This is a genomic window from Streptomyces sp. 5-10, from assembly GCF_014712245.1.
Lineage (GTDB): Bacteria > Actinomycetota > Actinomycetes > Streptomycetales > Streptomycetaceae > Streptomyces > Streptomyces violaceusniger.
Map to the genome: position 1 here is coordinate 46,348 of NZ_JACVYG010000015.1, position 23,458 is coordinate 69,805.

The following is a 23,458-nucleotide window of genomic DNA, read 5'->3' on the forward strand; positions in this document are numbered from 1 at the left end:
GCCTGATGATGCGTCAAGGGACGCGATTGATCTGATGTATCAAGCAAGGAGGAACGATGCAGACGGCACGATCCAAGGTGGCCGGAGCCGTGGCCGCCCTCGCCTGCGCGGCGGCCGTGCTGGTGCCGCTCCGGGCGGCGGCGGCATCGGAAGACGCCGCACGGGACTGGCGGCTGACCGGCAAGGGGCAGGTCAGCGGCGAGCTCAGGCTGAACGGGGAGGGGGCTCTGACGCTGTCCGCGCGCCATGGCGACACCACCGTCCTCCGGCCGTCGGGGTTGGGCATCCGCACCGCCGACACCGATTTCAGCAAGGGCTTGCGCTTCGAGGGGCGCAGCGACCGGAAGATCCACGAGACCTACACGACCACCACCGGCCGTCGCACCCGGCACACGTCCGACGCCTCCGAGTCGACCTTCACCTTCCGCAAGGAGGGCCGGACGCTGAAGGTGGTGGTCCGGGTCTCCGCCGACGGGCTGGCCTACCGCTACGTCCTGCCGGGCAAGGAGACGGTCACCGTCCTCGGCGAGACCTCGGAGTTCGCCGTCCCGCCGACGGCCGACTCCTATCTGCTGCCGTACGACAACGGCCGCTCGGACTACGAGTCCGTCCATGACCGCGGGAGCGTCGCCGACGCCAAGGCGGGCGACTACGGCTATCCGTCGCTCTTCCACATCGGCTCCAGCTGGATGCTGATCGAGGAAGCGGACCTCAACAGCTCCTACGGCGGCTCCCGGCTCACCCTCGACTCCGCCACCGACCGCTTCAAGCTGACCCTTCCCGACCCCGCCGAGGTCAGTAGCCCCGGGCTGACCACCCCCTGGCGGACCATGGTCATCGGGGACCTCGCCACCGTCACCGAGAGCGATCTACCGACCGATCTGGCCGCCCCCTCCAAGGTCGCCGACACCTCGTGGATCAAGCCCGGCAAGGCGGCCTGGTCCTGGTGGTCGGACGGCAACAGCCCGACCAGCCTCGCGGCGCAGAAGAAGTTCGTGGACTTCGCGGCCCGCGAGGGCTGGGAGTACGTCCTGGTTGACTCCGGCTGGAGCAACGACTGGATGCCCGAGCTGACCGCGTACGCCAAGGAGAAGGGCGTCGGCATCTGGGCCTGGGTGCGCTGGCAGACCATCGACCAGCAGAGCGAGCGGGACCGGCTGTTCCCGCTCTGGAAGTCCTGGGGCGTCGTCGGGCTGAAGATCGACTTCCTGGAGTCGGACGGCCAGGACCGGATGCGCTGGTACGACGGGGTCTTCAAGGACAGCGCGAAGCACCAGCTCATGCTGAACTTCCACGGTGCGACGATTCCGCGCGGCCAGGAGCGGACCTGGCCGCAGATGATGAGCGTCGAGGCGGTCAAGGGCGCCGAGGGCACCCGTCCCAAGCCCGGCCGCGAGCCCTTCCCGGCGGCGCACTACACGACCCTGCCCTTCACCCGGAACCTCATCGGGCCCATGGACTTCACGCCCGTGACCTTCACCGGCGTACGGCCCACGAGTGACGCGGCCGAGCTCGCGTTGTCGGTCGTCTACGAGTCCGGGGTGCAGCACTTCGCCGACAGCGTGGAGTCCTACGAGAGCAGGCCGGCCGAGCTGACGTTCCTGAACCAGGTGCCCACGGTGTGGGACGAGACGAAGCTGGTCGACGGTGACCCCGGCGACCGCGCCGTCCTGGCCCGCCGCTCCGGCGACACCTGGTACCTGGGCGCGATCACCTCGGGCGCGGCCCGCACGCTGGAGGAGCCGCTGAGCTTCCTCGGCAAGGGCGGCTGGCGGATCGAGGTGTGGAAGGACGGCCCGGACGGCAAGGTCGTCACCGAGACCCAGGACGTCACGGCGACCTCACGGCTGAAGGTGGACGTCCCGAAGAACGGCGGCTTCGCGGCGAAGCTGACGAAGACCGACTGAGACGCCCGCGCCGACGCCGCCCGACCCACCGGGCCGGGGCGGCGTCGGCGCGGCCGCCCGGGCGGGGCCTGCCTGTGGGGGGCGGGCCCCGCCCCTCGTCCCCGCCGCGACGGCACACGGGAACCACCTGCGGGGAGGGGCCGACCGCGAGGACGCGCGGGACCCACCCGCGGGGGCGGATCTGCCCCTCCTCTCCGCCGCGACGGCGGGTTGCCAGACGGCGCGGTCCGGCGGTGCCGAGCCGCCTGCTCGGCGGGTCGCCGGGGCTGGGGGTCGGTCTGTGGGAGGGGCGGGTGTNAGGACGTCACGGCGACCTCACGGCTGAAGGTGGACGTCCCGAAGAACGGCGGCTTCGCGGCGAAGCTGACGAAGACCGACTGAGACGCCCGCGCCGACGCCGCCCGACCCACCGGGCCGGGGCGGCGTCGGCGCGGCCGCCCGGGCGGGGCCTGCCTGTGGGGGGCGGGCCCCGCCCCTCGTCCCCGCCGCGACGGCACACGGGAACCACCTGCGGGGAGGGGCCGACCGCGAGGACGCGCGGGACCCACCCGCGGGGGCGGATCTGCCCCTCCTCTCCGCCGCGACGGCGGGTTGCCAGACGGCGCGGTCCGGCGGTGCCGAACCCACCGCATGGGCGGGCGACCCCAGCCCAGGACGAGGGTCACCAAGCCCGGGCGCGAGCCCAGAACCGGCGAACCCCGGCTAACCCAAGCGGCAGCGTTACCGCTGCAAGGCTTCCTTGATCGTCCGCATGACCTCCGTCAGCGGTGCGTCCGTCCGCGCCACCATCACCACCACCTCGTCCTCCTCCGACGCCGAGACCGCCGCCGCGGGGCGCCCGCCGGCCACGGCGGGGCGCCCCCCGATGCCGCTCCCGAACGTTTCGCGGACGATCGCGAAGGCGTGGTCCAGCTGGGACTCCACATCGCCCTGGCCGCCCGCCCGCAGCCAGCGCCGCAGCACATGGTTGTGGGCCGTGACCACGGCCGACGCGGCGACCTCGGCCAGCAGCGGATCGTCGTCGCCGTCGTGGTGGGCGCCCTCGTCGAAGTGGCCCAGCAGATAGCGGGTGAACAGCCGCTCGTAGCGGGCCACCGAGGCGATCTCCCGCTCCCGCAGCGCCGGTACCTCACGGGTCAGCCGGTAGCGCTCCACGGAGACGGTCGGCGAGGCCGCGTACATCCGCATGACCTCCTTGATCCCGCGGCACACGGTGTCCAGGGGGTTCTCATGCGGAGGCGCCGCGTCCAGCACCGCCGCCGCCCGCACCAGCGTGTCGTCGTGGTCCGGGAAGATCGCCTCTTCCTTGGAGCGGAAGTGCCGGAAGAAGGTGCGCCGGGCCACCCCCGCCCTGGCCGCGATCTCGTCGACGGTCGTCGCCTCGTACCCCTGCGTCGCGAACAACTCCATTGCCGCGGCCGCGAGTTTGCGGCGCATGGACAGACGCTGAGCCGCGGCGCGGCGGCTTCCCGCGCTCTCACCGCCACCGGATGAGGGGGTTCGCTTCGTACGCTCCGTACGCATGGCCTTCACGGGCTGGGACATGTGGGGAACGTAACACGCTTGTGAGTGCCGGTGCGGGGGCAGACCGACGGTCGGCTCCAGCAGCCCGCCCCACCGGGAACCGGAGTCAGACGGTCCGCCCCACCCCGAGGCGTACTCAGGCTTTGGCATACTCGCGGAAGCCGCGCCCGGTCTTGCGCCCGAGGCAGCCGGCGGCCACCAGATGCTCCAGCAGCGGCGCCGGCGCCAGGCCCGGCTCGCGGAACTCCCGGTGCAGCACCCGCTCGATGGCCAGCGACACATCGAGCCCCACGACGTCGAGCAGTTCGAAGGGGCCCATCGGATAGCCGCCGCCCAGCTTCATCGCGGCGTCGATGGCGTCCGGGGTGGCGTAGTGCTCCTGGACCATCTTCACGGCGTTGTTGAGGTACGGGAACAGCAGGGCGTTCACGATGAACCCCGCCCGGTCGCCGCAGTCCACCGGGTGTTTGCGCACCGCCGCGCACACCGCGTGCGCGGTCGCGCGCACATCGTCCGCGGTCAGCACGGTGTGCACCACCTCGACCAGCTTCATCGCGGGCGCCGGGTTGAAGAAGTGCAGGCCCACCACGTCCTGCGGGCGCGAGGTCGCCCGCGCGCAGGCGACGACCGGCAGCGAGGAGGTGGTCGTGGCCAGCACCGCGCCCGGTTTGCAGACCTTGTCCAGCACCCGGAAGAGTTCCTGCTTGACCACCAGGTCCTCGGCCACCGCCTCCACGGCCAGGTCCACGTCGGCGAACGCGTCGAGCGCGTCGGCCGGGGTGATCCGCGCCAGCGCCCGCTCCCGGGCCTGCTCGGTCATCCGCCCCTTGGACACCGACCTTTTCAGGGATTTCCCTATGCGGGCCTTCGCCGCCGTGGCCTTCTCCAGGGTCCGGCCGGCCAGCACCACCTCCAGGCCCGCCTTGGCGAAGACCTCGGCGATCCCGGAGGCCATCGTGCCCGAGCCGGCGACGCCGACCGCGCGCACGGGGCGCGCCCCTTCCGTGGAGTGCCCCACCTCGGCCGTCGCGGCGTCCGGGACGACGGTGCCGCTGCCCGGCGCCTCGTACGTGTAGAAGCCGCGGCCCGCCTTACGGCCGGTGAGCCCGGCCTGGGCGAGCTGCCCCAGGATGGGCGCGGGCGCGTGCAGCCGGTCGCCGGAGGCGGCGTACATGGCCTCCAGGACGGTGCGGGCGGTGTCGACGCCGATCAGGTCGAGCAGGGCCAGCGGGCCCATCGGCAGCCCGCAGCCGAGCTGCATCGCGGCGTCGATGTCCTCCCGCGCCGCGTACTTGGCCTCGTACATCGCGGCGGCCTGGTTGAGATAGCCGAACAGCAGCCCGTCGGCGACGAACCCGGGCCGGTCGCCGAGCGCCACCGGCTCCTTGCCCAGGTCGCGGGCGAGCGCGGTGACCGCCTCGACCGCCGCGGGGGCGGTCAGCACGCTGGAGACGATCTCGACGAGCTTCATCGCGGGCGCCGGATTGAAGAAGTGCAGGCCCAAGACCCGCTCCGGATGGGCCGATTCGGCGGCCAGCCGGGTCACCGACAGCGCGTTGGTGCCGGTCGCGAGGATCGCGGCGGGGCTGACCACGGTGTCCAGCTCGGCGAAGACCGCGTGCTTGGTGTCGTAGTCCTCCGGCACCACCTCGATCACCAGCTCCGCGCCGGCGGCGGCGCGCAGATCGGTGGAGACGCGGAAGCGGTCGAGGGTTCCGGCCCGCTCCCGCTCGCTGATCCGCTCGCGGTGCACGGCGCGGGCGGTGGCGACCTCGAGCGCGGTGACGGCCCGGCGGCAGGCGCCTTCGCTGATGTCGATGCCGATCACCTCGCGGCCCGCCCGGGCCAGGATCTCGGCGATGCCGGTGCCCATCGTGCCGAGCCCGACGACGGCGACAGTAGTGAGCGGGGCCCGGGAGGGGGAGAGATCAGAGGGGGACGTAAGTGTGACGCCGGTGTGTGGGAGACGGTCCATCGCGGACTCCAGAGGGTGTTCCCCGGACGCGGGGATGAAGTGACGACTGAGGGGAGCTCGTGTCATGCCACTGCTGCCGTTCACGCCACGCACGCGCGGGGGGCTGACGCGGCTGACACAAATCCCCGATGGAAGGGCTTGCACGCTCCCTTACGGACAGCGCCGCACGGAGGAAACTGCCCGTGGGAGACACGCGGCCGGCCCTGTCCCGGGGCCATGCCTCAACTGCTGTTCTGGAACTGCCGAACCGACGTCACACAAGGCGGCTGCGTCACCAGGCCGCCGGAGCAGGGGTGCTGCTCGTGTCGCCATATTAACTCGCGGGTAACCAAGATGCCAGAGCACATAGTGCGGCCGTGCCGGGACGCGGCCCACCGGGGAGGGGAGACCTCGTATGGACGATGAATTCCGGACGCTGACGGAGCGGGTACGGGCCTCGCTCTCAACCCCGCAGGAGACGGCGGCCCATGCCTCGCTGCTCGCGCTCGTGCGCCAGGGCACCCCCGCCGCGCGCGAACAGCTGGCCCGCATCCTGGTCGCGCCGGAGCAGCCGCTGTGGGCACGGGAGACGGCCGCCTTCGTGCTCGGCAGCGCCAAGGACCGCCGGGCCTTCGAAACCCTCGTCCTCCTGCTCAACTACCGCGAGCCGGCCCGCTGTGCGACCGCCGCCCGGGTGCTGGCCCGGCTCGGCGATCCGCGCACCGCGCGGGCCGCCGCCGCCCTGGCCACGAACCCGCTGCGCACCGCGTACTCCCTGCACCCCATCCGGCTGCTGGTGGAGCTGCGGGCCCCCGAGTCCGTACCGGCCCTGGTGGCCGCCTTAGAGCGGCAGTTGGCGGCCCGCGACCGGCACTGGGCGATCGCCCGCGCCTGTGTGGAGGGCCTGGGCGCGATCGGCGACGAGCGCGCCATCCCGGCCCTGACCGCCGCCGCCCAGCACATACGCCTCAGCGCGGCGGCGGCCGCCGCGCTGGCGCGCATCACCGGCGAGGGCGCCGTCACGGGCGGGGGCGCTCCGGAGCCGGCGGGCAAGGGCGGCGCGGCGGAGAAGGTGGGTGAGGCGCGGGTGCCGTGAGAGGGAGCGGGGGCGGCGGGTCCTCAGAGCAGTGACAGCTGGGCCGGCGGCGAGTCGGCCCGGGCGCCCGGCTCCTCTTCGGGGCGGGCGTCTTCGGAGTGGGCGTCTTCGGGGCGGGCGTCTTCGGGGCGGGCGTCCGGCTTCTCGGGCACGTTGCGGTGGGTGCCCGGCGCGTACGGGCCGATGCCGTACTCGGCGGCGAAGTCGTGCACCATCCCGGTGATCCGCCGCTGGTACCACTTCGGGGCGTAGGACCCGCCCTCGTAGAGCGCGTCGTACCGCCGCAGCAGCCGGGGGTGGTGGCGGGTGAGCCAGGCGGTGAACCACTCACGGGCGCCCGGGCGCAGATGGAGCACCAGTGGGGTCACGGAGCTGGCCCCGGCCTCCGCGATCGCCCTTACGGTGGCCCGCAGCTGCTCGGGGGAGTCGCTGAGGAAGGGGATCACCGGGGCCATCAGCACCCCGCACGGGATGCCGTGGGTGGACAGCGTCCTGACGACGTCCAGGCGCCGCTCCGGCGAGGGCGTGCCCGGTTCGACGGTGCGCCACAGCTCGCCGTCGGTGAAGCCGACCGAGACCGAGACGCCGATGTCGGTGACGCGCGACGCCCGCCGCAGCAGCTCCAGATCGCGCAGGATCAGGGTGCCCTTGGTGAGGATGGAGAAGGGGTTGGCGCGCTCCGTGAGCGCCGTAAGGATGCCGGGCATGAGCCGGTAGCGGCCTTCGGCGCGCTGGTAGCAGTCCACGTTGGTGCCCATGGCGATGTGCTCGCCGGTCCAGCGGCGGGAGGCCAGCTCGCGGCGGAGCAGCTCCGGCGCGTTGGTCTTCACCACGATCTGGGAGTCGAAGCCGATCCCGGTGTCCAGGTCGAGATAGCCGTGCGTCTTGCGCGCGAAGCAGTAGACGCAGGCGTGGGTGCAGCCGCGGTACGGATTCACCGTCCACTCGAACGGCATCCGGGAGGCCCCGGGCACCCGGTTGACGATCGAGCGCGCCCGGATCTCGTGGAAGGTGATCCCGCGGAACTCCGGGGTGTCGAAGGTGCGGGTGGTCACCGCGTCCGCGGCGAAGAGGGCCGGGGTGGCCGCCGTGTCGTCTCGGGTCAGGTTGTCCCAGCGCATCGCAGGCACCTCCGGGTCTCGCTCGATACCACAATAGAACACATGTTTGATTGGTTTTCGTCAACCCCGGATTTGGGTCGGTGCCCCTGAGGTGGTTGGCTTGCGCTTGTCAGGGCGTCATGGGCTCAAGGCGCCACGTCGAGGGCGGAAGGAAATGCGATGGGGCAGGTCGAGGCCACCACGGAGCGGATCGTCACGGGTAAGCCCGAGGATGTGTTCGACGCGCTCGCCGACTACCGCGACACCCGCCCCCGGCTCCTCCCGCAGCAGTTCAGCGAGTACGAGGTGCGCGAGGGCGGCGACGGCGAGGGCACCGTCGTGCACTGGAAGCTCCAGGCCACCAGCAAGCGGGTGCGCGACTGCCTGCTGGAGGTCTCCGAGCCGTCCGACGGCCAGTTGATCGAGAAGGACCGCAACTCCTCGATGGTCACCACCTGGACCGTCACCCCGGCGGGTGAGGGGAAGTCCCGGGTCGTCGTCACCTCGACCTGGACCGGCGCGACCGGCATCGGCGGCTTCTTCGAGCGGACCTTCGCACCCAAGGGGCTGGCCCGGATCTACGACGAGCTGCTGGCCAAGCTCGCCGCCGAGACGGCCGAATAGCGCCCATGGTGCCCATGGCGTCCTTGGTTTCCATGGCACCCATGGCACCCATGGCACCCATGGTTTTCATGGCGCCCTGATCCCGCGCCCCCGTCCTCGTCCCCGGTCCCGGTCCCGGTCCCGTCCTCGGCCCTGTCTCCCGGGCCGAACGTCGCACTCACCGGTTCGGGTGGTTTTCTCCGCGGTCCCGCATGCCCCCGTACACACTCTCACCGGCGCGAATACCGTCTGCGACCCCTCGTCGGCGATTCGTTGCTGTTTGCCCCCCGTTGCGCGTGATGCGAGAAATGGGCGGCGCAGACGTGACGAGGGGAGTAGGACGTGGGCGGCACCACCGGGACCACCGGGGCCACCGTGCCGAAGCGGCGAGAGAGCCGCGAGCACGGCGGGTACGAACCGGCGGGCCCTCCCGCCCACGCCACCGAGGACGGAACCGGCGGCGCCGGGGCGGGTGCGGCGCCGCCCCCGGCGGACGGCGCCGCACCGGCGCCCGCCCCGCTCAGCCCGGCCCGGGTGCGGATGGTCTTCTTCGGGCTGATGCTCGCGCTGCTGCTCGCGGCCCTCGACCAGACCATCGTCGCCACCGCCCTCCCCGAGGTGGTCGGCGAACTCCACGGCCTGGGCAAGATGTCCTGGACCGTCACCTCCTACCTCCTCGCGGTCACCGTCGTGCTGCCGCTCTACGGCAAGCTGGGCGATCTCATCGGCCGTAAGAGCGTCTTCGTCTTCGCGATCGTCGTCTTCATCGCCGGATCCGCGCTCGCGGGCTGGTCACGCACGATGGAGGAGCTGATCACCTTCCGTGCGGTGCAGGGCGTGGGCGCCGGGGGTCTGATGATCGGCGTCCAAGCGATCATGGCCGATATTGTTCCCCCGCGGGAACGTGGCCGCTACATGGGGCTCATCGGCGCCGCGTTCGGTCTCGCCTCGGTGGCCGGGCCGCTGCTCGGCGGATTCTTCACCGACCATGCCTCCTGGCGCTGGTGCTTCTACGTCAACGTCCCCTTCGGGCTGCTCACCCTCGCCGTCGTGGCCGCCGTCCTCAAGGTGCCGGAGCCGCCGCGGCGCGCCCGCTTCGACTATCTGGGCGCGCTGTTCCTGTCCCTGTTCTCCACCTGCGCGGTGCTGCTGACGAGTTGGGGCGGCACGGAGTACGCGTGGGGCTCCCGCGTCATCCTCGGGCTCGCCCTGGGGGCGGCGGGTTCGGCGATCCTCTTCGTCGTCGTGGAGTGCGTCGTTCCGGAACCGATCATCCCCATGCGGCTGTTCCGCGACTCGGTCTTCTGCGTCAGCGGGCTGATCGGCGCCGTCATCGGCGTCGCCCTCTTCGGCGCCGCCAGCTATCTGCCGACCTTCCTCCAGATGGTCGACGGCGTCTCGGCCACCGAGTCGGGGCTGCTGATGGTGCCCATGATGGGCGGCATGGTGCTGGCCTCGATCCTCTCCGGCCACCTCATCAGCACCACCGGCCGCTACAAGGTCTTCCCCGTCGTCGGCGGGCTGATCTCCATCGCGGGCATGTGGCTGCTCTCCCGGCTGGAGGAGGACACCTCCCGTCAGGACTACAGCCTGTGGATGGGCGTTCTCGGGCTCGGCATCGGGCTCGTCCTGCCGGTGCTCGTCCTCGCCGTGCAGAACTCCGTGCCCGCGGCCGACCTCGGCTCGGCCACCAGCGCCAACAATTACTTCCGGCAGATCGGCGGCAGCGTCGGCGCGGCCGTCTTCGGCACGCTCTTCGCCAACCGGCTCACCGACCGCCTCCAGGTCGACCTGCCCTCCGGGGCGGCGTACGGGAGCGGCGGCGACGGAACCGGTCTGCCCGACCCCGACTCGGTCACCCCGCAGATGGTGCACGCCATGCCGGGCGCCCTGCGTGACGGCTACATCGCGGCGTACGCCCACGCCATGCCGCGGATCTTCCTCTATCTCGTGCCGGTGCTCGTCCTGGGCTTCCTGCTCGCCTTCCTCCTGAAGGAGAAACCTCTGGTGTCCCACACCGACTATGCCGTCCAGCAAGACCCGCAAGATGTGCACGACCCCGTGGTGCCGGCCGCGCGCACGGGCACCCGGCCCCGGCACGCCGCGGCCGCCTCGCCCACCGCGCCGCCGCCCACCGCGGGCGTCCCGGTCTGCGGCACGGTCCAGCACCACGACGGCACCTCGGTCCCACGGGCCGCCCTGACCCTCATCGACGTCGGCGGACGCCAGATCGGGCGCGGTGCCACCGGGGAGGACGGGCGGTACGCGCTGAGCACGCCCGGCGCCGGGTCGTACGTCCTGATCGCGGCGGCCGGCGGCCACCAGCCCCGGGCGGTCAGCGTCACCGTCGGGGACCGGCCGGTCGAACTGGACGTGGTGCTCGGCGGCGCGGGCCGGCTCGCCGGTGCCGTCCTTACGGCGGACGGCACGCCCGTAAGGGAGGCGACGGTCACCCTGACCGATGTGCGCGGCGAGGTCGTCGCGGCCACCCGCAGCGGACGCGAAGGGGGCTATGTGATGGACGAGTTGGTGGCGGGTGAGTACACCCTCGCCGCCAGCGCCCCCGCGTTCCGCCCCGCCGCCCTCCCCGTCACCGTCCAGGCCGCCCGCGAGACCCGGCAGGACATCGAACTGGCCGGTGGCGCGGTCCTGCGCGGGGTCGTCCGGGCCACCGGCGGCCGGGTGGTGGAGGACGCCCGGGTCACGCTGCTGGACGCGGCGGGCAATGTGGTCGACACGGCGACCACGGGCCCCGACGGCGCCTTCCGCTTCATCGACCTGTCGGCGGGCGAGTACACGGTCATCGCGGCCGGCTACCCGCCGGTGGCGACGGTCCTCCAGGTAGCGGGCGGCGGCCGTACGGAGCGCGATCTCCAACTGGGCTACGAGGATTAGGGAGTGCCCGGCGGATTGCCCGGCGGCTCGTGCCGCCTGCGGCGGGCTGTCCCCTCCCCGCCCCTTCCCGCAACTGGGGCTCCGCCCCATACCCCGTGCCTGCCGGGCTGACGCGGTCGGCGTCCTGGCCGATGAGCTGATCGCGGCGGCGGTCGGCTCGTCGGCTCCCGGGGTCCGGGGGCTCCGTCTCGGCCCCGGGCCCGACGGCCGGGGTATGCGTGGTCATTCGCTGCGTCGGTGTGCCGATGGCGATCAGCCCGTTGGTGCGGGTGTTCACGGCGGCGATGGTCGGCTCCCGGGGTCCGGGGGCGGAGCCCCTGGTAGCGGGAAGGGGCGGGGAGGGGAAAGATCCGCCGGGAGGCGCGCTGCGGCGACTCCCTCGCACGTACCCGCACATGACACCTATTCGGGTATTGCCTCCCGCAGCCGCCCGCAACAGCCGTACCGTGGGTAGCGCTGTCGCAGATCCTGCGTGCGAAGGAGTCTTCCGCCTATGGAGTACGGCACGTCGCGCTGCGACGACGGCCGGGGCGTGCCGCCCGCGGTGCCGGAGCAGCGCAGGGGTGTCCACGGGAGGATGCCGCTCGCGGTCGTCGTCATCGATGCCGAGGGGCGGGTCACGCACTGGAGTTCGGGGGCGCGCAGGCTCTTCGGGCCCACGCGCCAACAGGCCATCGGCCGTCCCGCCGTCGACCTGATGCCGGTCTCGGGGGCGTTACGCGGCGCCGAGGTGCGCACCGACGCGACGGGCAGCCCGGAGCTCGACGACTCACCGCTCGGCACCGTGTACTACCCCACCGCGGGGCGGGCCCGTATGGCGGAGCCGGGCCACGGCCGGGTGGACGTCCTGTGGTGGGCGTATCCGCTGGTGGGCCCCGGGCCGGAGCGGCTGCTGGTGCTGGCGGCGGACGCCCAGGGGGTGGGCGGCGACGCGCTGGGGCGCGACGAGCGGATCGGGCCCGGATTCGCGCTGCACACCGAGTTCCCCGGCGCCGAGCGGCTGGCCGGCCGACTGCCGGACATCCTGCCCAACATGGGCCCGGCCACGGCCGGCCGGATCGTCGCCCAGGTGCTGGAACTGGGCTACCCGGTCCTGGAGATCAGCCACCACGAGCGCGTCCCGGTGACGCCGGACTGGGGGATGCCCCGCTACCGCGAGCGCCGGGCGCGCCAGGAGGCCGTACGCCGGCGCGCGATCGCGACGGACGGCGCACCGGATCGGGCGGCGCACGCCCCGGAGCGTTCGCCGGACCCCGATGAGGTGGACCTGGAGTACGCGGCGGTCCGTGAGCGGCTGGAGTTCCTCAATGAGGTCAGCGGCCGCATCGGCACCTCCCTGGACCTCGCCCGTACCATCCGCGAGGTGACCAGCGCCGCCGTCCCGCGCTTCGCGGACTTCGCCGGGACCCATCTGCGCGCCCAGGTCCTGGCGGGCGAGGGGTTCCCCGACGGCCCGCCCGACGTCACCACCGTCTGGCACCGCGTCTGGGTCGAGCACAACGACGAACCGGGCCGCTGGGACGACACCGTGCCGGTCGGGGAGAGCATCGCGTTCCCCGAGCACACCCCGTTCTTCCAGTGCATGGTCACGGGCGAGCCGGTGCTGATCCCGCACATCAGCGACGAGGTGGGCGACCGGATCGCCGGGCAGTTCGAGAAGCGCGACCTCAGACCGCTGATCAACGGCCGGTCGATCCTGATCGTGCCGCTCAAGGCGCGCGATGTGGTGCTGGGCTTCATGGTGCTGCTGCGGCGCCCGGGGCGGGAGCCGTTCGACGACATGGACCGGACGACCGGCGCCGAACTGGCCGCCCGCGCCGGGCTCGTGCTCGACAACGCCCGGATGTACACCTACCAGGAGAACGTCGCCGAGACGCTCCAGGACAGCATGCTGCCCCAGGTGACCCCGCGCATGGCGGGCTGCGACACCGCCACCCGCTATCTGCCCGGGACGCGGCTGGGCCGGGTCGGCGGGGACTGGTTCGACACCATCAAGCTGCCCGGGTCGCGCACCGCGCTGGTGGTCGGCGACGTCATGGGGCACGGGCTCACCTCGGCGGCGATGATGGGGCAGCTGCGCACCGCCGTGCAGACCATGGCCGCGCTCGATCTGCCGCCCGCCCAACTGCTGCGCAACCTCGACGATCTGGCCCAGCGGCTCGGCGAGCACTATCTGGCCACCTGTCTGTACGCCGTCTACGACCCCGTCTCCTCCGAGCTGGTGGTCTCCAACGCGGGCCACATCCCACCCGTGCTGGTGCGCGCCCGGGACGGCCGCAGCGAGCTGCTGGACCTGCCGACCGGGGCGCCGATCGGGGTGGGCGGGGTGCCCTTCGAGACGGTGACGGTACGGGTGGCACCCGGCGACCGGCTGGTGCTGTGCACGGACGGCCTGGTCGAGGTGCGGGGCCAGGACATCGGCGCCGGGATCGCCGCGCTGTGCGAATCGGCGGCGCATCCGGCGGCGTCCATGGACGACGCGTGCGACACCATCATCCAGGCGCTGGCCGCCGCCTCCCGGGACACGGACGGCCGTGGCGGCCGTAAGGACGACGTGGCGCTTTTGATGGCGCGGCTGAACGGCCTACCGGCCGAGCATGTCGCCCAGTGGCGGCTCGCGTTGGACCCCAGCGAGGTCGGGCGGGCGCGCCGGCTCGTCCGCGAGCGGCTGCTGCGGTGGGGGCTGCCGGAGTCCGTGGAGACCGCCGAGCTCCTGGTGAGCGAGGCGGTGACCAATGCGATACGGCACGCCCACACCCACCATGTGCGGCTGCGCCTGGTGCGCACCGACGCCCTGCTGTGCGAGGTCACCGACGACGACCACGAACTGCCGACGCTGCTGAGCGCGGACCGCGACGACGAGAGCGGGCGCGGGCTGCGGGTGATCAGCGAACTGGCGCGCGAGTGGGGGACGAGCCGCACGGGGCGCGGTAAAACGGTGTGGTTCGAGCAGGCGTTGGCACATCCGGCAGCCCAGGCGTTGGCACATTCGGCCGATCACGCAGTGGCACACCCAGGGGAGCGGTGATGAGCGTCTCGGAGCGCTACCGGCAGGCGTGGGAGAGCTACTGGCGGGAGACCTCGGACGCCCCGGGGGAGGCCATCTGGGACGCGGACCCCTCGCTGAGCGCCGCCCCGCACCTGGACCTGCTCGCCCCGCACGCCGACACCTCGCTGCCGATAGCCGACCTGGGCTGTGGCAACGGCACCCAGACCCGCTATCTGGCCGCCCGCTTCCGACAGGCGGTGGGCGTCGACCTGTCCCAGGCAGCGGTGGAGCACGCGCGGCGCGCCGACCCGGCGGGCGCGGCGGAATACCGGCGGCTGAGCCTGACGGACGCGGCCGCGGTGGCGGACCTGGCCCGGCGGCTCGGCGACGCCAACGTGTACATGCGGGCCGTCCTCCACCAGAGCGACGCCGCCGACCGGCGTCCGGTCGCGGAGGCGGTGGCCACGCTGCTGGGGCGGCGCGGGCGGGGTTTCGTCGTGGAGCTGACGGCCCGGTCCAAGGCCGTGCTGGGGGAGTTGGCGGCGGGCCCGGGCGGTCCGCCGCCGAAGCTGCGCCGGGTCCTGGACCACGGGCTGCGGCCCGCCGACGCGGCGGACAAGGAGGTTCCGCAGGCGCTGGCGGAGGCCGGTCTTGAGATCCTGGCCGACGGCCCGACGGCGCTGGCCCAAACGGAGCAGTGGCCGGACGGCTCCCGGGTCGAGCTGCCGGCCCGCTGGTTCGTGGTCTCGCGGGCGTAGTCCGGCGCGGCGGACGCACCCCGCGCCCCGCAGGCCGGAACGGTGGACTGGACCAGTTATCCACAGGGGTGGTTCGGGTCGGTCGCGGCGCGTAACGTGACGAGGCATGAAGATCCTCATCAGCGCCGACATGGAGGGCGCCACCGGCGTGACCTGGCCGGCTGATGTGCTGCCCGGCACGCCGCAGTGGGAGCGCTGCCGCCGTCTGTTCACCTCCGATGTGAGCGCGGCCGTCGCCGGGTTCCTCGACGGCGGCGCCGACGAGGTGCTCATCAACGAGGCGCATTGGAGCATGCGCAATCTGCTGCTGGAGGAGCTGGACGATCGCGCGCAGATGCTCACCGGGCGGCACAAGAGCCTGAGCATGGTCGAGGGCGTGCAGCACGGTGATGTGGACGGGGTGGCGTTCGTCGGCTATCACACCGGCGCGGGCACCGAGGGCGTCCTCGCCCACACCTACCTGGCCAACTCCATCACCGGCGTGTGGGTGAACGGCGCGCGGGCGAGCGAAGGCCGGCTCAACGCACTGGTGGTCGCCGAGTACGGGGTGCCGGTGGTGCTGGTCACCGGGGACGACAAGACCTGCGAGGACGCCAGGGACTATGTGCCCGACGCCCGGTGCGTCGCGGTCAAGGACTATGTCTCGCGCTATGCGGCGGTGTGCCGCACCCCCGCCCGCACGGCCGCGGACATCCGGGAGGCGGCGCGGGAGGCGGCGGTGCTGGCGGTGCGCCACGAGCCCACCAGCGGCGGGCCGTTCACGGTGGAGCTGGAATTCGACGCCGAGCATCTGGTGGGGGCGGCGAGCGTCGTGCCGGGCGTGGAGCGCAGCGGCGAGCGTCGCGTCGCGTACACCTCACCGACCATGTACGAGGGGATCCGCTGCTTCAAGGCCGTCACGACGGTCGTCTCGGCCGCGGTGGAGGAGCAATATGGCTGACACGGACCGCCCCGAGGCGATCGACGCCCAGGCGCTGGAGGAGGTGGTGCGGTTCACCTCCGATCTGATCAGGATCGACACCACCAACCGCGGCGGCGGCGACTGCTCGGAGCGCCCGGCCGCCGAGTACGTGGCGGAGATGCTCGGCGACGTGGAGATCGAGCCCACCCTGCTGGAGCGGTCGCCGGGGCGCACCAATGTCGTGGCCCGGATCGAGGGCACCGATCCGTCCGCGCCCGCGCTGCTGGTCCACGGCCACCTGGACGTGGTGCCCGCCGAGCCCGCCGACTGGACCGTGCACCCCTTCTCCGGGGAGGTGCGCGACGGGGTCGTCTGGGGCCGGGGCGCCATCGACATGAAGGACATGGACGCGATGGTGCTCGCCGTCGTCCGGGCCTGGGCGCGGACGGGCGTGCGGCCGCGCCGGGACATCGTGCTGGCCTTCACCGCCGACGAGGAGGACAGCGCCGCCTGGGGCGCCGGCTTCCTCGCCGACCGTCACGCCGAGCTCTTCGAGGGCTGCACCGAGGGCATCAGCGAGTCCGGAGCCTTCACCTTCCACGCCGGGTCCGGGACGCGGATCTACCCGATCGCGGCGGGGGAGCGCGGCACGGCCTGGCTGAAGCTCACCGCACACGGCCGCGCCGGACACGGTTCCAAGGTCAACCGGGACAACGCGGTCAGCCGGCTGGCCGCCGCCGTCGCCCGCATCGGTGAGCACAGCTGGCCGGTCCGGCTGACGCCCACGGTGAAGTCCGCGCTCACCGAACTGGCCGCGCTCCAGGGCGTCCCGGCCGAGGTGGACGCCCCGGACTTCGACGTCGACGCCCTGCTGGCCAAGCTGGGGCCCGCCGCCGCCCTGGTCGAGCCCACCGTGCGCAACAGCGCCAACCCCACGGTGCTGGAGGCCGGTTACAAGGTCAATGTGATCCCCGGCAGCGCGACCGCCTATGTGGACGGACGGATGCTGCCCGGCGGCGAGGAGGAGTTCCACGACACCCTCGACCGGCTCACCGGCCCGGATGTGGAGTGGGAGTTCCACCACCGGGAGCGTCCGCTGGAGGCGCCGATCGACACGCCCACGTACCGGGCTATGCGCGCCGCCGTCGAGCACTTCGACCCGGGCGCCCGCGCCGTGCCGTACTGCATGTCGGGCGGCACCGACGCCAAGCAGTTCTCCCGGCTCGGCATCGCCGGATACGGCTTCTCGCCGCTGCGCCTGCCCGAGGGCTTCGACTATCAGGCGCTCTACCACGCCGTGGACGAGCGGGTGCCGGTGGAGGCACTGCACTTCGGCGTCCGCGTGCTCGACCACTTCCTGCAGAGGGCGTGAGGAACACGGTGCAGCAGCAGNGTCGGGCGGCACCGACGCCAAGCAGTTCTCCCGGCTCGGCATCGCCGGATACGGCTTCTCGCCGCTGCGCCTGCCCGAGGGCTTCGACTATCAGGCGCTCTACCACGCCGTGGACGAGCGGGTGCCGGTGGAGGCACTGCACTTCGGCGTCCGCGTGCTCGACCACTTCCTGCAGAGGGCGTGAGGAACACGGTGCAGCAGCAGACGGCCGTCACGGCCTCTTACGGCCACTGGCCCTCTCCGATCGACGCCGCGCTCGTCGCCTCCCACGACGGCCATCCGGAGTATGTGGGCACGGTCGGCGAGGAGGTGTGGTGGACCGCGCCGCGCCCCGGCGAGGGCGGCCGCCGCGCCCTGATCCGGCGGCGTACCGACGGCGCCGAGGTCCCGGTGCTGGCCCCGCCGTGGAACGTGCGCAGCAAGCTGATGGGGTACGGCGGAATGCCCTGGGCCGCGGTGGACCGCGCGAGCGGCAGCCCGCTGGTGGTCTTCGTCCACTTCGCCGACCAGCGGCTGTACGTCCATGAGCCGGACGCCCCGGCCGGGGCCGCGCCGCGCCCGCTGACCCCGCTGTCGGCGGTGGGGGAGGGGCTGCGCTGGGCCGACCCGGTGCTCCACCCGGAGCGCGGCGAGGTGTGGTGTGTGCTGGAGGAGTTCACCGGCGCGGGGCCGACGGATGTGCGGCGGGTGATCGCCGCCGTGCCGCTGGACGGTTCGGCCGCCGGGGACCGTGCGGCGGTGCGCGAGCTGACCGACGACCGCCATCGCTTCCTCACCGGGCCCCGGCTCTCGCCCGACGGCCGGCGGGCCGCCTGGATCGTCTGGGACCACCCCCGGATGCCCTGGGACGGCACGGAGGTGATGCTGGCCGATGTCGCGGAGGACGGCTCCCTCACCGGCGCTCGGGCGGTGCTGGGCGGGCCCGAGGAGTCGGTCGCCCAGATCGAGTGGGCCGAGGACGGCGCGCTGCTCGCGGCCACCGACCGCACCGGCTGGTGGAATCTGCACCGTCTCCAGCCGCCGGAGGAGGCGTCCGGTGCGCGGGAACGGACCACGGCCGGGCGGCCGGTGGAGCTGTGCCCGCGCCAGGAGGAGTTCGCCGGGCCGCTGTGGAAGCTGGGCCACCGCTGGTTCGCCCCGCTGACCGGCGGTCTGATCGCGGTGCTGCACGGCCGGGGCGCGGCGGCCCTCGGCATCCTCGACCCACGGACCGGCGAACTGGCCGATGTGCCCGGCCCCTGGACCGAATGGGAGCCCACGCTGGCCGTGAACGGCACCCGCGTGGTCGGCGTCGCGGCCGGCCCGCACAGCGGCCATGAGGTGGTGGAGCTGGACGTGTGCACCGGGCGCTCCCGGGTCATCGGCAGCGCCCACAGCGACCCCGTGGACCCCGCGTACTACCCCCGGCCGGAGGCCCGCACCTTCACCGGACCGGACGGCCGGGAGATCCACGCCCAGCTCTACCCACCGCACCATCCCGGCCACACCGCACCGGATGGTGAGCTTCCGCCGTATGTCATCTGGGCCCACGGCGGGCCCACCGGCCGTGCCCCGCTCGTGCTCGACCTGGAGATCGCCTACTTCACCTCGCGCGGCATCGGCGTCGCCGAGGTCAACTACGGGGGCTCCACCGGCTATGGCCGCGCCTACCGCGAGCGGCTGCGTGAGCGATGGGGCGTGGTCGACGTCCAGGACTGCGCCGCCGTCGCGGAGGCGCTCGCCGACGAGGGCATCGCCGACCGCGCCCGGCTCGCGATCCGCGGCGGCAGCGCGGGCGGCTGGACGGCGGCGGCCTCCCTCACCGCCACGGACCTCTACGCCTGCGCCACCGTCAGCTACCCCATCCTCGACCTGGTCTCCTGGGCCACCGGCGGCACCCATGACTTCGAGTCGCGCTACACCGAATCGCTGGTCGGCCCGCTCGATGAGGTGGCCGACCGCTACCGCGAGCGCTCCCCGCTGCACCGGGCCGACCGCGTCGGCTCGCCCTTCGTACTGCTCCAGGGGCTGGACGACACCATCTGCCCGCCCGAGCAGTGCGAGCGGTTCCTGGAGGCGGTCGCCGGGCGCGGCGTCCCGCACGCGTATCTCACCTTCGAGGGCGAGGGCCATGGATTCCGCCGCGCCGATACGATGATCCGCGCCCTGGAGGCCGAATTGTCGCTGTACATCCAGACCTTCGGGCTGATCAGATCCGATGTGCCCACCCTGGAGCTGCTGAAGTCAGCGGCTCCTGACTCCACTGGAGGAGCGAGTTGACACCCCCACCGGCCCCGCGCATCGTCGGCCGTGACCCGCTGCCCACCGCCGTCGCCGATGCCTGGCCGCAGGGCGGCGAGCCCGAGACCTGGCTGCTCAGCGTCTCGCGGTACACCGCGGCCATGGACGCGGGCGCGCCCGGCACGATCCTGGACGCCGAGGAGCGGGAGCGGGCCTCGAAGTTCCTGCGGGCGGAGGACCGCGAGCGCTATACGGCGGCCCACCTGGGGCTGCGGGAGCTGCTCGGCGCCTATCTGGGCATGGCCCCGGCCGATGTGCCGTTCACCCGCGAGGCGTGCCCCGGCTGCGGCGGCCCGCACGGCCGCCCCGCCGTGTCCGGCACCCCGCTGCACTTCAACATGTCGCACGCGGGTGATCTGGTGCTCTTCGCCTTCGCGGGCTCCCCGGTCGGCGTGGACGTGGAGAAGCTCCAGCCCGCCTCGGTGGTCGAGCAGGTCGCCGAGAGCCTGCATCCCAAGGAGCGCGCCGAGCTGGACGCGCTGACGGCGGCCGACCGGCCCGCCGCCTTCGCCCGCTGCTGGACCCGCAAGGAGGCCTACCTCAAGGGCCTGGGCACCGGCCTGTCGCGGGACCCGGCGGTCAACTATGTCGGCACCGGGCTCTCCGCCGTGCCGGTCGGCCCGTGGGCGATGACCGACATCCCCGTGGACGGGGCCATATCCGGCGGTTCCGGCTATGCGGCGGCCATGGCGCTGCTGACATCATTGCCGCATGCCTGACGTCCGGTATGTCGCCGAGGGAACCCGGGCCGCCATCCGCCACACCCGCCGCGAGGACGGTGCGGAGTTCACCAGGCGTGCCCGGGAGAGCATGGCGTTCCACCGCCCCTGGCTCACCCTCCCCACCACCGAGTCGGCCTTCCAGCACTACATCGCCCAGCTGGAGCGCGAGGACCGCGAGGGCTTCCTGGTCTGTGTCAGGGAGACCGGTGACATGGCCGGATTCATCAACATCAACAACATCGTGCGCGGCGCCTTCCAGTGCGGCTCGATCGGCTACGGCGCCTTTCCGCCCGGCGCCGGGCAGGGCTATATGTCCGAGGGGCTCGGGCTCGTGCTGCGCCATGCCTTCGGGCCGCTGGGGCTGCACCGCGTCGAGGTCAACATCCAGCCGGGCAACAAGGCGTCGATCGGGCTGGTGAAGCGTCATGGCTTCCGGCTGGAGGGGTTCTCCCCCGACTTCCTCTACATCGAGGGAGCCTGGCGCGACCACGAGCGATGGGCCATGACCAGCGACATGCTGAACCAGCAGCGGACCGACCCCGGCTGACGGTGCGGGGTGTCGTCCGACGGTGCGGGGTGTCGTCCGACGGTGCCGGGGGCCGGGTGCCAGGGGCCGGACGACGGTGCCGGGCGCAGGCCGACGGTGCGGCTGACGGGCCACCATGATCGGTCCGAAGCCGCTCTGTTCAGCGGGCCCGTCGGCGTTGTTCCATGGTCACCGGACGGTCGCCGCACCGAGGTGACCCAAGGCAGTCGGAACGAGGCAGCCCGTGGCCACGAGCCTGCGACGTACCACTCTGACCCTCCCCACCGCCCCCGTGGGGCCCGACAACCCCCTGCCCGCGCTGCGCCCCCTCGACGAGGTGCACCGCGTGGACGACCACACCCGGGCCACCCTCCCCGCCGACATGGCCCGTCAGGTCGCCTACGCACCCCTGCGGTCGGTGCTGCCGGTGCGGCTGCGCGACGGCTACGGCCGCGACCGGGCCCCCGCCGCGCTCGACGCCATCGTCCTGGAGAACGACCAGCTGCGCGCCACCGTGCTGCCCGGGCTCGGCGGCCGGGTCCACTCACTGGTCCACAAGCCGACCGGCCGCGAGCTGCTGTACCGCAACCCGGTGCTCCAGCCCGCCGACTTCGCCCTCAACGGCGCCTGGTTCTCCGGCGGGATCGAGTGGAACATCGGCGCCACCGGCCACACCACGCTCTCCTGCGCGCCCCTGCACGCCGCCCGCGTCCCCGCGCCCGACGCCGCCGACGGGGGCGCGATGGTGCGGCTGTGGGAGTGGGAGCGGCTGCGCGATCTGCCCTTCCAGGTGGATCTGTGGCTGCCCGCCGACTCCGCGTTCCTCTACGTGGGCGTCCGGATCCGCAACCCCCACCACCTCCCCGCCCCCGTCTACTGGTGGTCCAACATCGCCGTCCCCGAGGACGAGCACACCCGCGTCCTCGCCCCCGCCGACGAGGCCTGGCACTTCGGCTACGCCCGCACCCTCAGCAAGGTGCCGGTCCCGGAGTGGGACGGCGCCGACCGCACCTATCCGCTGCGCGGCGCCTATCCCGCCGACTACTTCTACGAGGTGCCCGACGGCGCCCGCCGCTGGATCGCCTCGCTTGACGCCGACGGGGGCGGTCTCGTCCAGACCTCGACCGATCTGCTGCGCGGCCGCAAGCTCTTCGTCTGGGGCGCGGGCCCCGGCGGACGGCGCTGGCAGGAGTGGCTGACCGAGCCCGGCACCGGCGGCTACGCCGAGATCCAGGCCGGGCTCGCCCGCACCCAGCTGGAGCACATCCCGCTGGAGGCGGGGGAGGAGTTCGCCTGGCTGGAGGCGTACGGCCCGCTCACCGCCGACCCGGCGGCCGTCCACGGCGCGGACTGGGCCGCCGCCCGCCGCGAGACCGAGACCCGGCTGGAGGCGGCGCTGCCGCGCGCCGCCGTCGACGCGGCCTACGCCGCCTGGCGCCCGTACGCCGACGCGGAACCGGTGGAGCGGCTCGCGACCGGCTCCGGCTGGGGCGCGCTGGAGATCGAGCGCGGCGGATTCCAGTTGCCCGGGACGCCGTTCGACCCGGACACGCTGGGGGAGGAGCAGGAGCCATGGCGCCGGTTGCTGCGCACCGGCGCCCTCCCCGACTGGGAGCCGGGCTCCTCCCAGGCCGACCCCGGCTCCTCCGTGGTCGCGCCCGCCTGGCGCGACCTCCTCGAAGCGGCGCCCTCGACCGCCGCCGCCGAGTACCACCTGGGCGTCGCCCAGTGGCACGCGGGCGACCGCGCCCAGGCCGAGCGCAGCTGGGAGCGGTCGCTGCGGTGCGCGGAGACGCCCTGGGCGCTGCGCTGTCTGGCCGTCGCCGACGCCACCTCCGGCCATCCGGCGCGCGCGGCGGAACGGCTGCTGCGCGCCGTACGGCTCCTCCTCGCTTCGGCCGCCGCCCCGGAGCCCGAGGCGCCCCCGGTCCTCGAAGCGGCGGGTACGGGGCAGGGCGTGGCGCCGCGGAGGGAGGGCGCTGGGCAGGGGGCGGCCGTCTCGCCGGCCGAGGGCGTTGGGCAGGGGGTGGCCGTCTCGCTGGCCGCGCCGCCCGTCGCCGCCGATCCGGCCGCCCTGGAGACGGCCGAGGCGGCGCTCGGCCGGGAGGCGATCCTCGCGCTGCTCGCGGCCGACCGCGCCGACGACGCACGAGCGGTCCTCGACGGGCTCCGCCCCGCCATCCGCGCGCGCGGCCGCTTCCGGCTGCTGCGCGCCCAGGTCCTGCTGGCCCAGGGCGACGCCCTGGCCGCGCGCGCCGTCTTCGACGAGGGCTTCGAGGTCTGCGATCTGCGCGAGGGCGACGAGGCGTTGAGCGACACCTGGTACGCGATCGTGGAACGGCTGGCGACCGGCAGCGAGGACCCACTCACCGAGGAGGCCCGCGCCCGGACGCACGCCGAGCACCCCCTCCCCGCCCAGTACGAATTCCGCATGCGCCCCGCCTAGCGGACCCACGGCCCGCAGGTGGCCTGCCGGGTCGCGTCCACCTAAGCGCTCCGCTGGAAGTGCCGCGATGCGTCGTCGGCCGTCTGCGGCGCCGTCGTAGCTGGTCGCGCCCGCGTGGGCGCGGCGGAGCCGCACATCGACACAGCCCCGCGCCCCTTCGGGGTGCTGCCGAACCAGAGCGGACTTCCTCCGACCTGCTCAGTGCCGCGTCAGCCAAGGTTTGCCCCGCTCGCCGCCCTGGCACGGCCGCCCCCGGCTACCGCTGGGAGATGCCCCCGGCGGCGTTGCCGAACCGGCCGAGTGGGCCCCCCGGACTTCGTCCGGGGGGTGCCCCTCGAGGCCGGTTCGGCGCCTTGCGGCTGAC

Annotated in this window: 15 protein-coding genes and 1 pseudogene; 13 read left to right on the forward strand and 3 right to left on the reverse strand. The window is 73.3% G+C overall.

Annotated elements, in window-relative coordinates; translation table 11 throughout:
• Nucleotides 1–56: 56 nt before the first annotated feature.
• A complete protein-coding gene (locus IEJ02_RS18925; protein WP_191065956.1) occupies nucleotides 57–1,907 on the forward strand; it encodes a glycoside hydrolase family 97 protein in 1,851 nt (616 codons plus the stop codon).
• A gap of 720 nt (nucleotides 1,908–2,627) precedes the next feature.
• Here the strand turns inward: IEJ02_RS18925 and IEJ02_RS18930 are convergent.
• Together IEJ02_RS18930 and IEJ02_RS18935 are read right to left on the reverse strand one after the other, a co-directional pair.
• Nucleotides 2,628–3,452: a TetR family transcriptional regulator gene (locus IEJ02_RS18930; protein WP_137980048.1), complete on the reverse strand. Its 825-nt coding sequence runs from the start codon at nucleotides 3,450–3,452 to the stop codon at nucleotides 2,628–2,630.
• A 115-nt stretch (nucleotides 3,453–3,567) separates the two neighbouring features.
• Nucleotides 3,568–5,406, reverse strand: a complete 1,839-nt coding sequence (locus IEJ02_RS18935) for a 3-hydroxyacyl-CoA dehydrogenase family protein (RefSeq protein ID WP_191065957.1) — start codon at nucleotides 5,404–5,406, stop codon at nucleotides 3,568–3,570.
• Between the two features lie 394 nt (nucleotides 5,407–5,800).
• On the opposite strand from IEJ02_RS18935, the gene IEJ02_RS18940 reads away from it, so the two are divergent.
• Nucleotides 5,801–6,481 carry a HEAT repeat domain-containing protein gene (locus IEJ02_RS18940; protein ID WP_137980050.1) on the forward strand — a complete coding sequence of 227 codons (681 nt, stop codon included), beginning with the start codon at nucleotides 5,801–5,803 and terminating at the stop codon, nucleotides 6,479–6,481.
• A 23-nt stretch (nucleotides 6,482–6,504) separates the two neighbouring features.
• On the opposite strand, the gene IEJ02_RS18945 is transcribed toward IEJ02_RS18940, so the two are convergent.
• A complete protein-coding gene (locus tag IEJ02_RS18945; protein ID WP_191065958.1) occupies nucleotides 6,505–7,602 on the reverse strand; it encodes an Rv2578c family radical SAM protein in 1,098 nt (365 codons plus the stop codon).
• A gap of 159 nt (nucleotides 7,603–7,761) precedes the next feature.
• On the opposite strand from IEJ02_RS18945, the gene IEJ02_RS18950 reads away from it, so the two are divergent.
• From IEJ02_RS18950 to IEJ02_RS18995, 11 genes and pseudogenes are all read left to right on the forward strand, one after another.
• Nucleotides 7,762–8,205 (forward strand): SRPBCC family protein, encoded by a 444-nt coding sequence (locus IEJ02_RS18950; protein WP_137980052.1) that lies wholly within the window; start codon nucleotides 7,762–7,764, stop codon nucleotides 8,203–8,205.
• A 321-nt stretch (nucleotides 8,206–8,526) separates the two neighbouring features.
• On the forward strand, nucleotides 8,527–11,079 hold the full coding sequence (locus tag IEJ02_RS18955; RefSeq protein ID WP_191065959.1) for an MFS transporter: 2,553 nt from the start codon (nucleotides 8,527–8,529) through the stop codon (nucleotides 11,077–11,079).
• Between the two features lie 493 nt (nucleotides 11,080–11,572).
• Nucleotides 11,573–14,107: a SpoIIE family protein phosphatase gene (locus tag IEJ02_RS18960; RefSeq protein ID WP_191065960.1), complete on the forward strand. Its 2,535-nt coding sequence runs from the start codon at nucleotides 11,573–11,575 to the stop codon at nucleotides 14,105–14,107.
• On the forward strand, nucleotides 14,107–14,826 hold the full coding sequence (locus IEJ02_RS18965; RefSeq protein ID WP_191065961.1) for a class I SAM-dependent methyltransferase: 720 nt from the start codon (nucleotides 14,107–14,109) through the stop codon (nucleotides 14,824–14,826). The genes IEJ02_RS18960 and IEJ02_RS18965 overlap by 1 nt, the downstream gene beginning before the upstream one ends.
• Before the next feature lie 106 nt (nucleotides 14,827–14,932).
• Nucleotides 14,933–15,766: a M55 family metallopeptidase gene (locus IEJ02_RS18970; protein ID WP_137980054.1), complete on the forward strand. Its 834-nt coding sequence runs from the start codon at nucleotides 14,933–14,935 to the stop codon at nucleotides 15,764–15,766.
• A complete protein-coding gene (locus tag IEJ02_RS18975) occupies nucleotides 15,759–17,099 on the forward strand; it encodes a M20/M25/M40 family metallo-hydrolase (protein ID WP_191065962.1) in 1,341 nt (446 codons plus the stop codon). Before IEJ02_RS18970 ends, IEJ02_RS18975 begins: the two co-directional genes overlap by 8 nt.
• Before the next feature lie 22 nt (nucleotides 17,100–17,121).
• A pseudogene (locus IEJ02_RS48640) lies at nucleotides 17,122–17,304 on the forward strand (M20/M25/M40 family metallo-hydrolase); the annotation flags it as partial.
• A gap of 8 nt (nucleotides 17,305–17,312) precedes the next feature.
• The gene (locus IEJ02_RS18980; RefSeq protein WP_191065963.1) at nucleotides 17,313–19,379 is read left to right on the forward strand and encodes a S9 family peptidase; all 2,067 of its coding nucleotides are present in this window, start codon (nucleotides 17,313–17,315) and stop codon (nucleotides 19,377–19,379) included.
• Entirely contained in the window at nucleotides 19,376–20,119 is a 744-nt protein-coding gene (locus tag IEJ02_RS18985) for a 4'-phosphopantetheinyl transferase family protein (RefSeq protein WP_191065964.1), read from the forward strand. The genes IEJ02_RS18980 and IEJ02_RS18985 overlap by 4 nt, the downstream gene beginning before the upstream one ends.
• Nucleotides 20,112–20,669 (forward strand): GNAT family N-acetyltransferase, encoded by a 558-nt coding sequence (locus tag IEJ02_RS18990; RefSeq protein WP_191065965.1) that lies wholly within the window; start codon nucleotides 20,112–20,114, stop codon nucleotides 20,667–20,669. Before IEJ02_RS18985 ends, IEJ02_RS18990 begins: the two co-directional genes overlap by 8 nt.
• Before the next feature lie 223 nt (nucleotides 20,670–20,892).
• A complete protein-coding gene (locus IEJ02_RS18995) occupies nucleotides 20,893–23,094 on the forward strand; it encodes a DUF5107 domain-containing protein (protein ID WP_191065966.1) in 2,202 nt (733 codons plus the stop codon).
• Nucleotides 23,095–23,458 lie beyond the last annotated feature (364 nt).

Bases quoted from the DNA above. Each gene is read 5' to 3' on its own strand.
- IEJ02_RS18925 (WP_191065956.1), top strand. From the start codon at position 57: ATGCAGACGGCACGATCCAAGGTGGCCGGAGCCGTGGCCGCCCTCGCC.
- IEJ02_RS18930 (WP_137980048.1), bottom strand. From the start codon at position 3,452: ATGTCCCAGCCCGTGAAGGCCATGCGTACGGAGCGTACGAAGCGAACC.
- IEJ02_RS18935 (WP_191065957.1), bottom strand. From the start codon at position 5,406: ATGGACCGTCTCCCACACACCGGCGTCACACTTACGTCCCCCTCTGAT.
- IEJ02_RS18940 (WP_137980050.1), top strand. From the start codon at position 5,801: ATGGACGATGAATTCCGGACGCTGACGGAGCGGGTACGGGCCTCGCTC.
- IEJ02_RS18945 (WP_191065958.1), bottom strand. From the start codon at position 7,602: ATGCGCTGGGACAACCTGACCCGAGACGACACGGCGGCCACCCCGGCC.
- IEJ02_RS18950 (WP_137980052.1), top strand. From the start codon at position 7,762: ATGGGGCAGGTCGAGGCCACCACGGAGCGGATCGTCACGGGTAAGCCC.
- IEJ02_RS18960 (WP_191065960.1), top strand. From the start codon at position 11,573: ATGGAGTACGGCACGTCGCGCTGCGACGACGGCCGGGGCGTGCCGCCC.
- IEJ02_RS18965 (WP_191065961.1), top strand. From the start codon at position 14,107: ATGAGCGTCTCGGAGCGCTACCGGCAGGCGTGGGAGAGCTACTGGCGG.
- IEJ02_RS18970 (WP_137980054.1), top strand. From the start codon at position 14,933: ATGAAGATCCTCATCAGCGCCGACATGGAGGGCGCCACCGGCGTGACC.
- IEJ02_RS18975 (WP_191065962.1), top strand. From the start codon at position 15,759: ATGGCTGACACGGACCGCCCCGAGGCGATCGACGCCCAGGCGCTGGAG.
- IEJ02_RS18990 (WP_191065965.1), top strand. From the start codon at position 20,112: ATGCCTGACGTCCGGTATGTCGCCGAGGGAACCCGGGCCGCCATCCGC.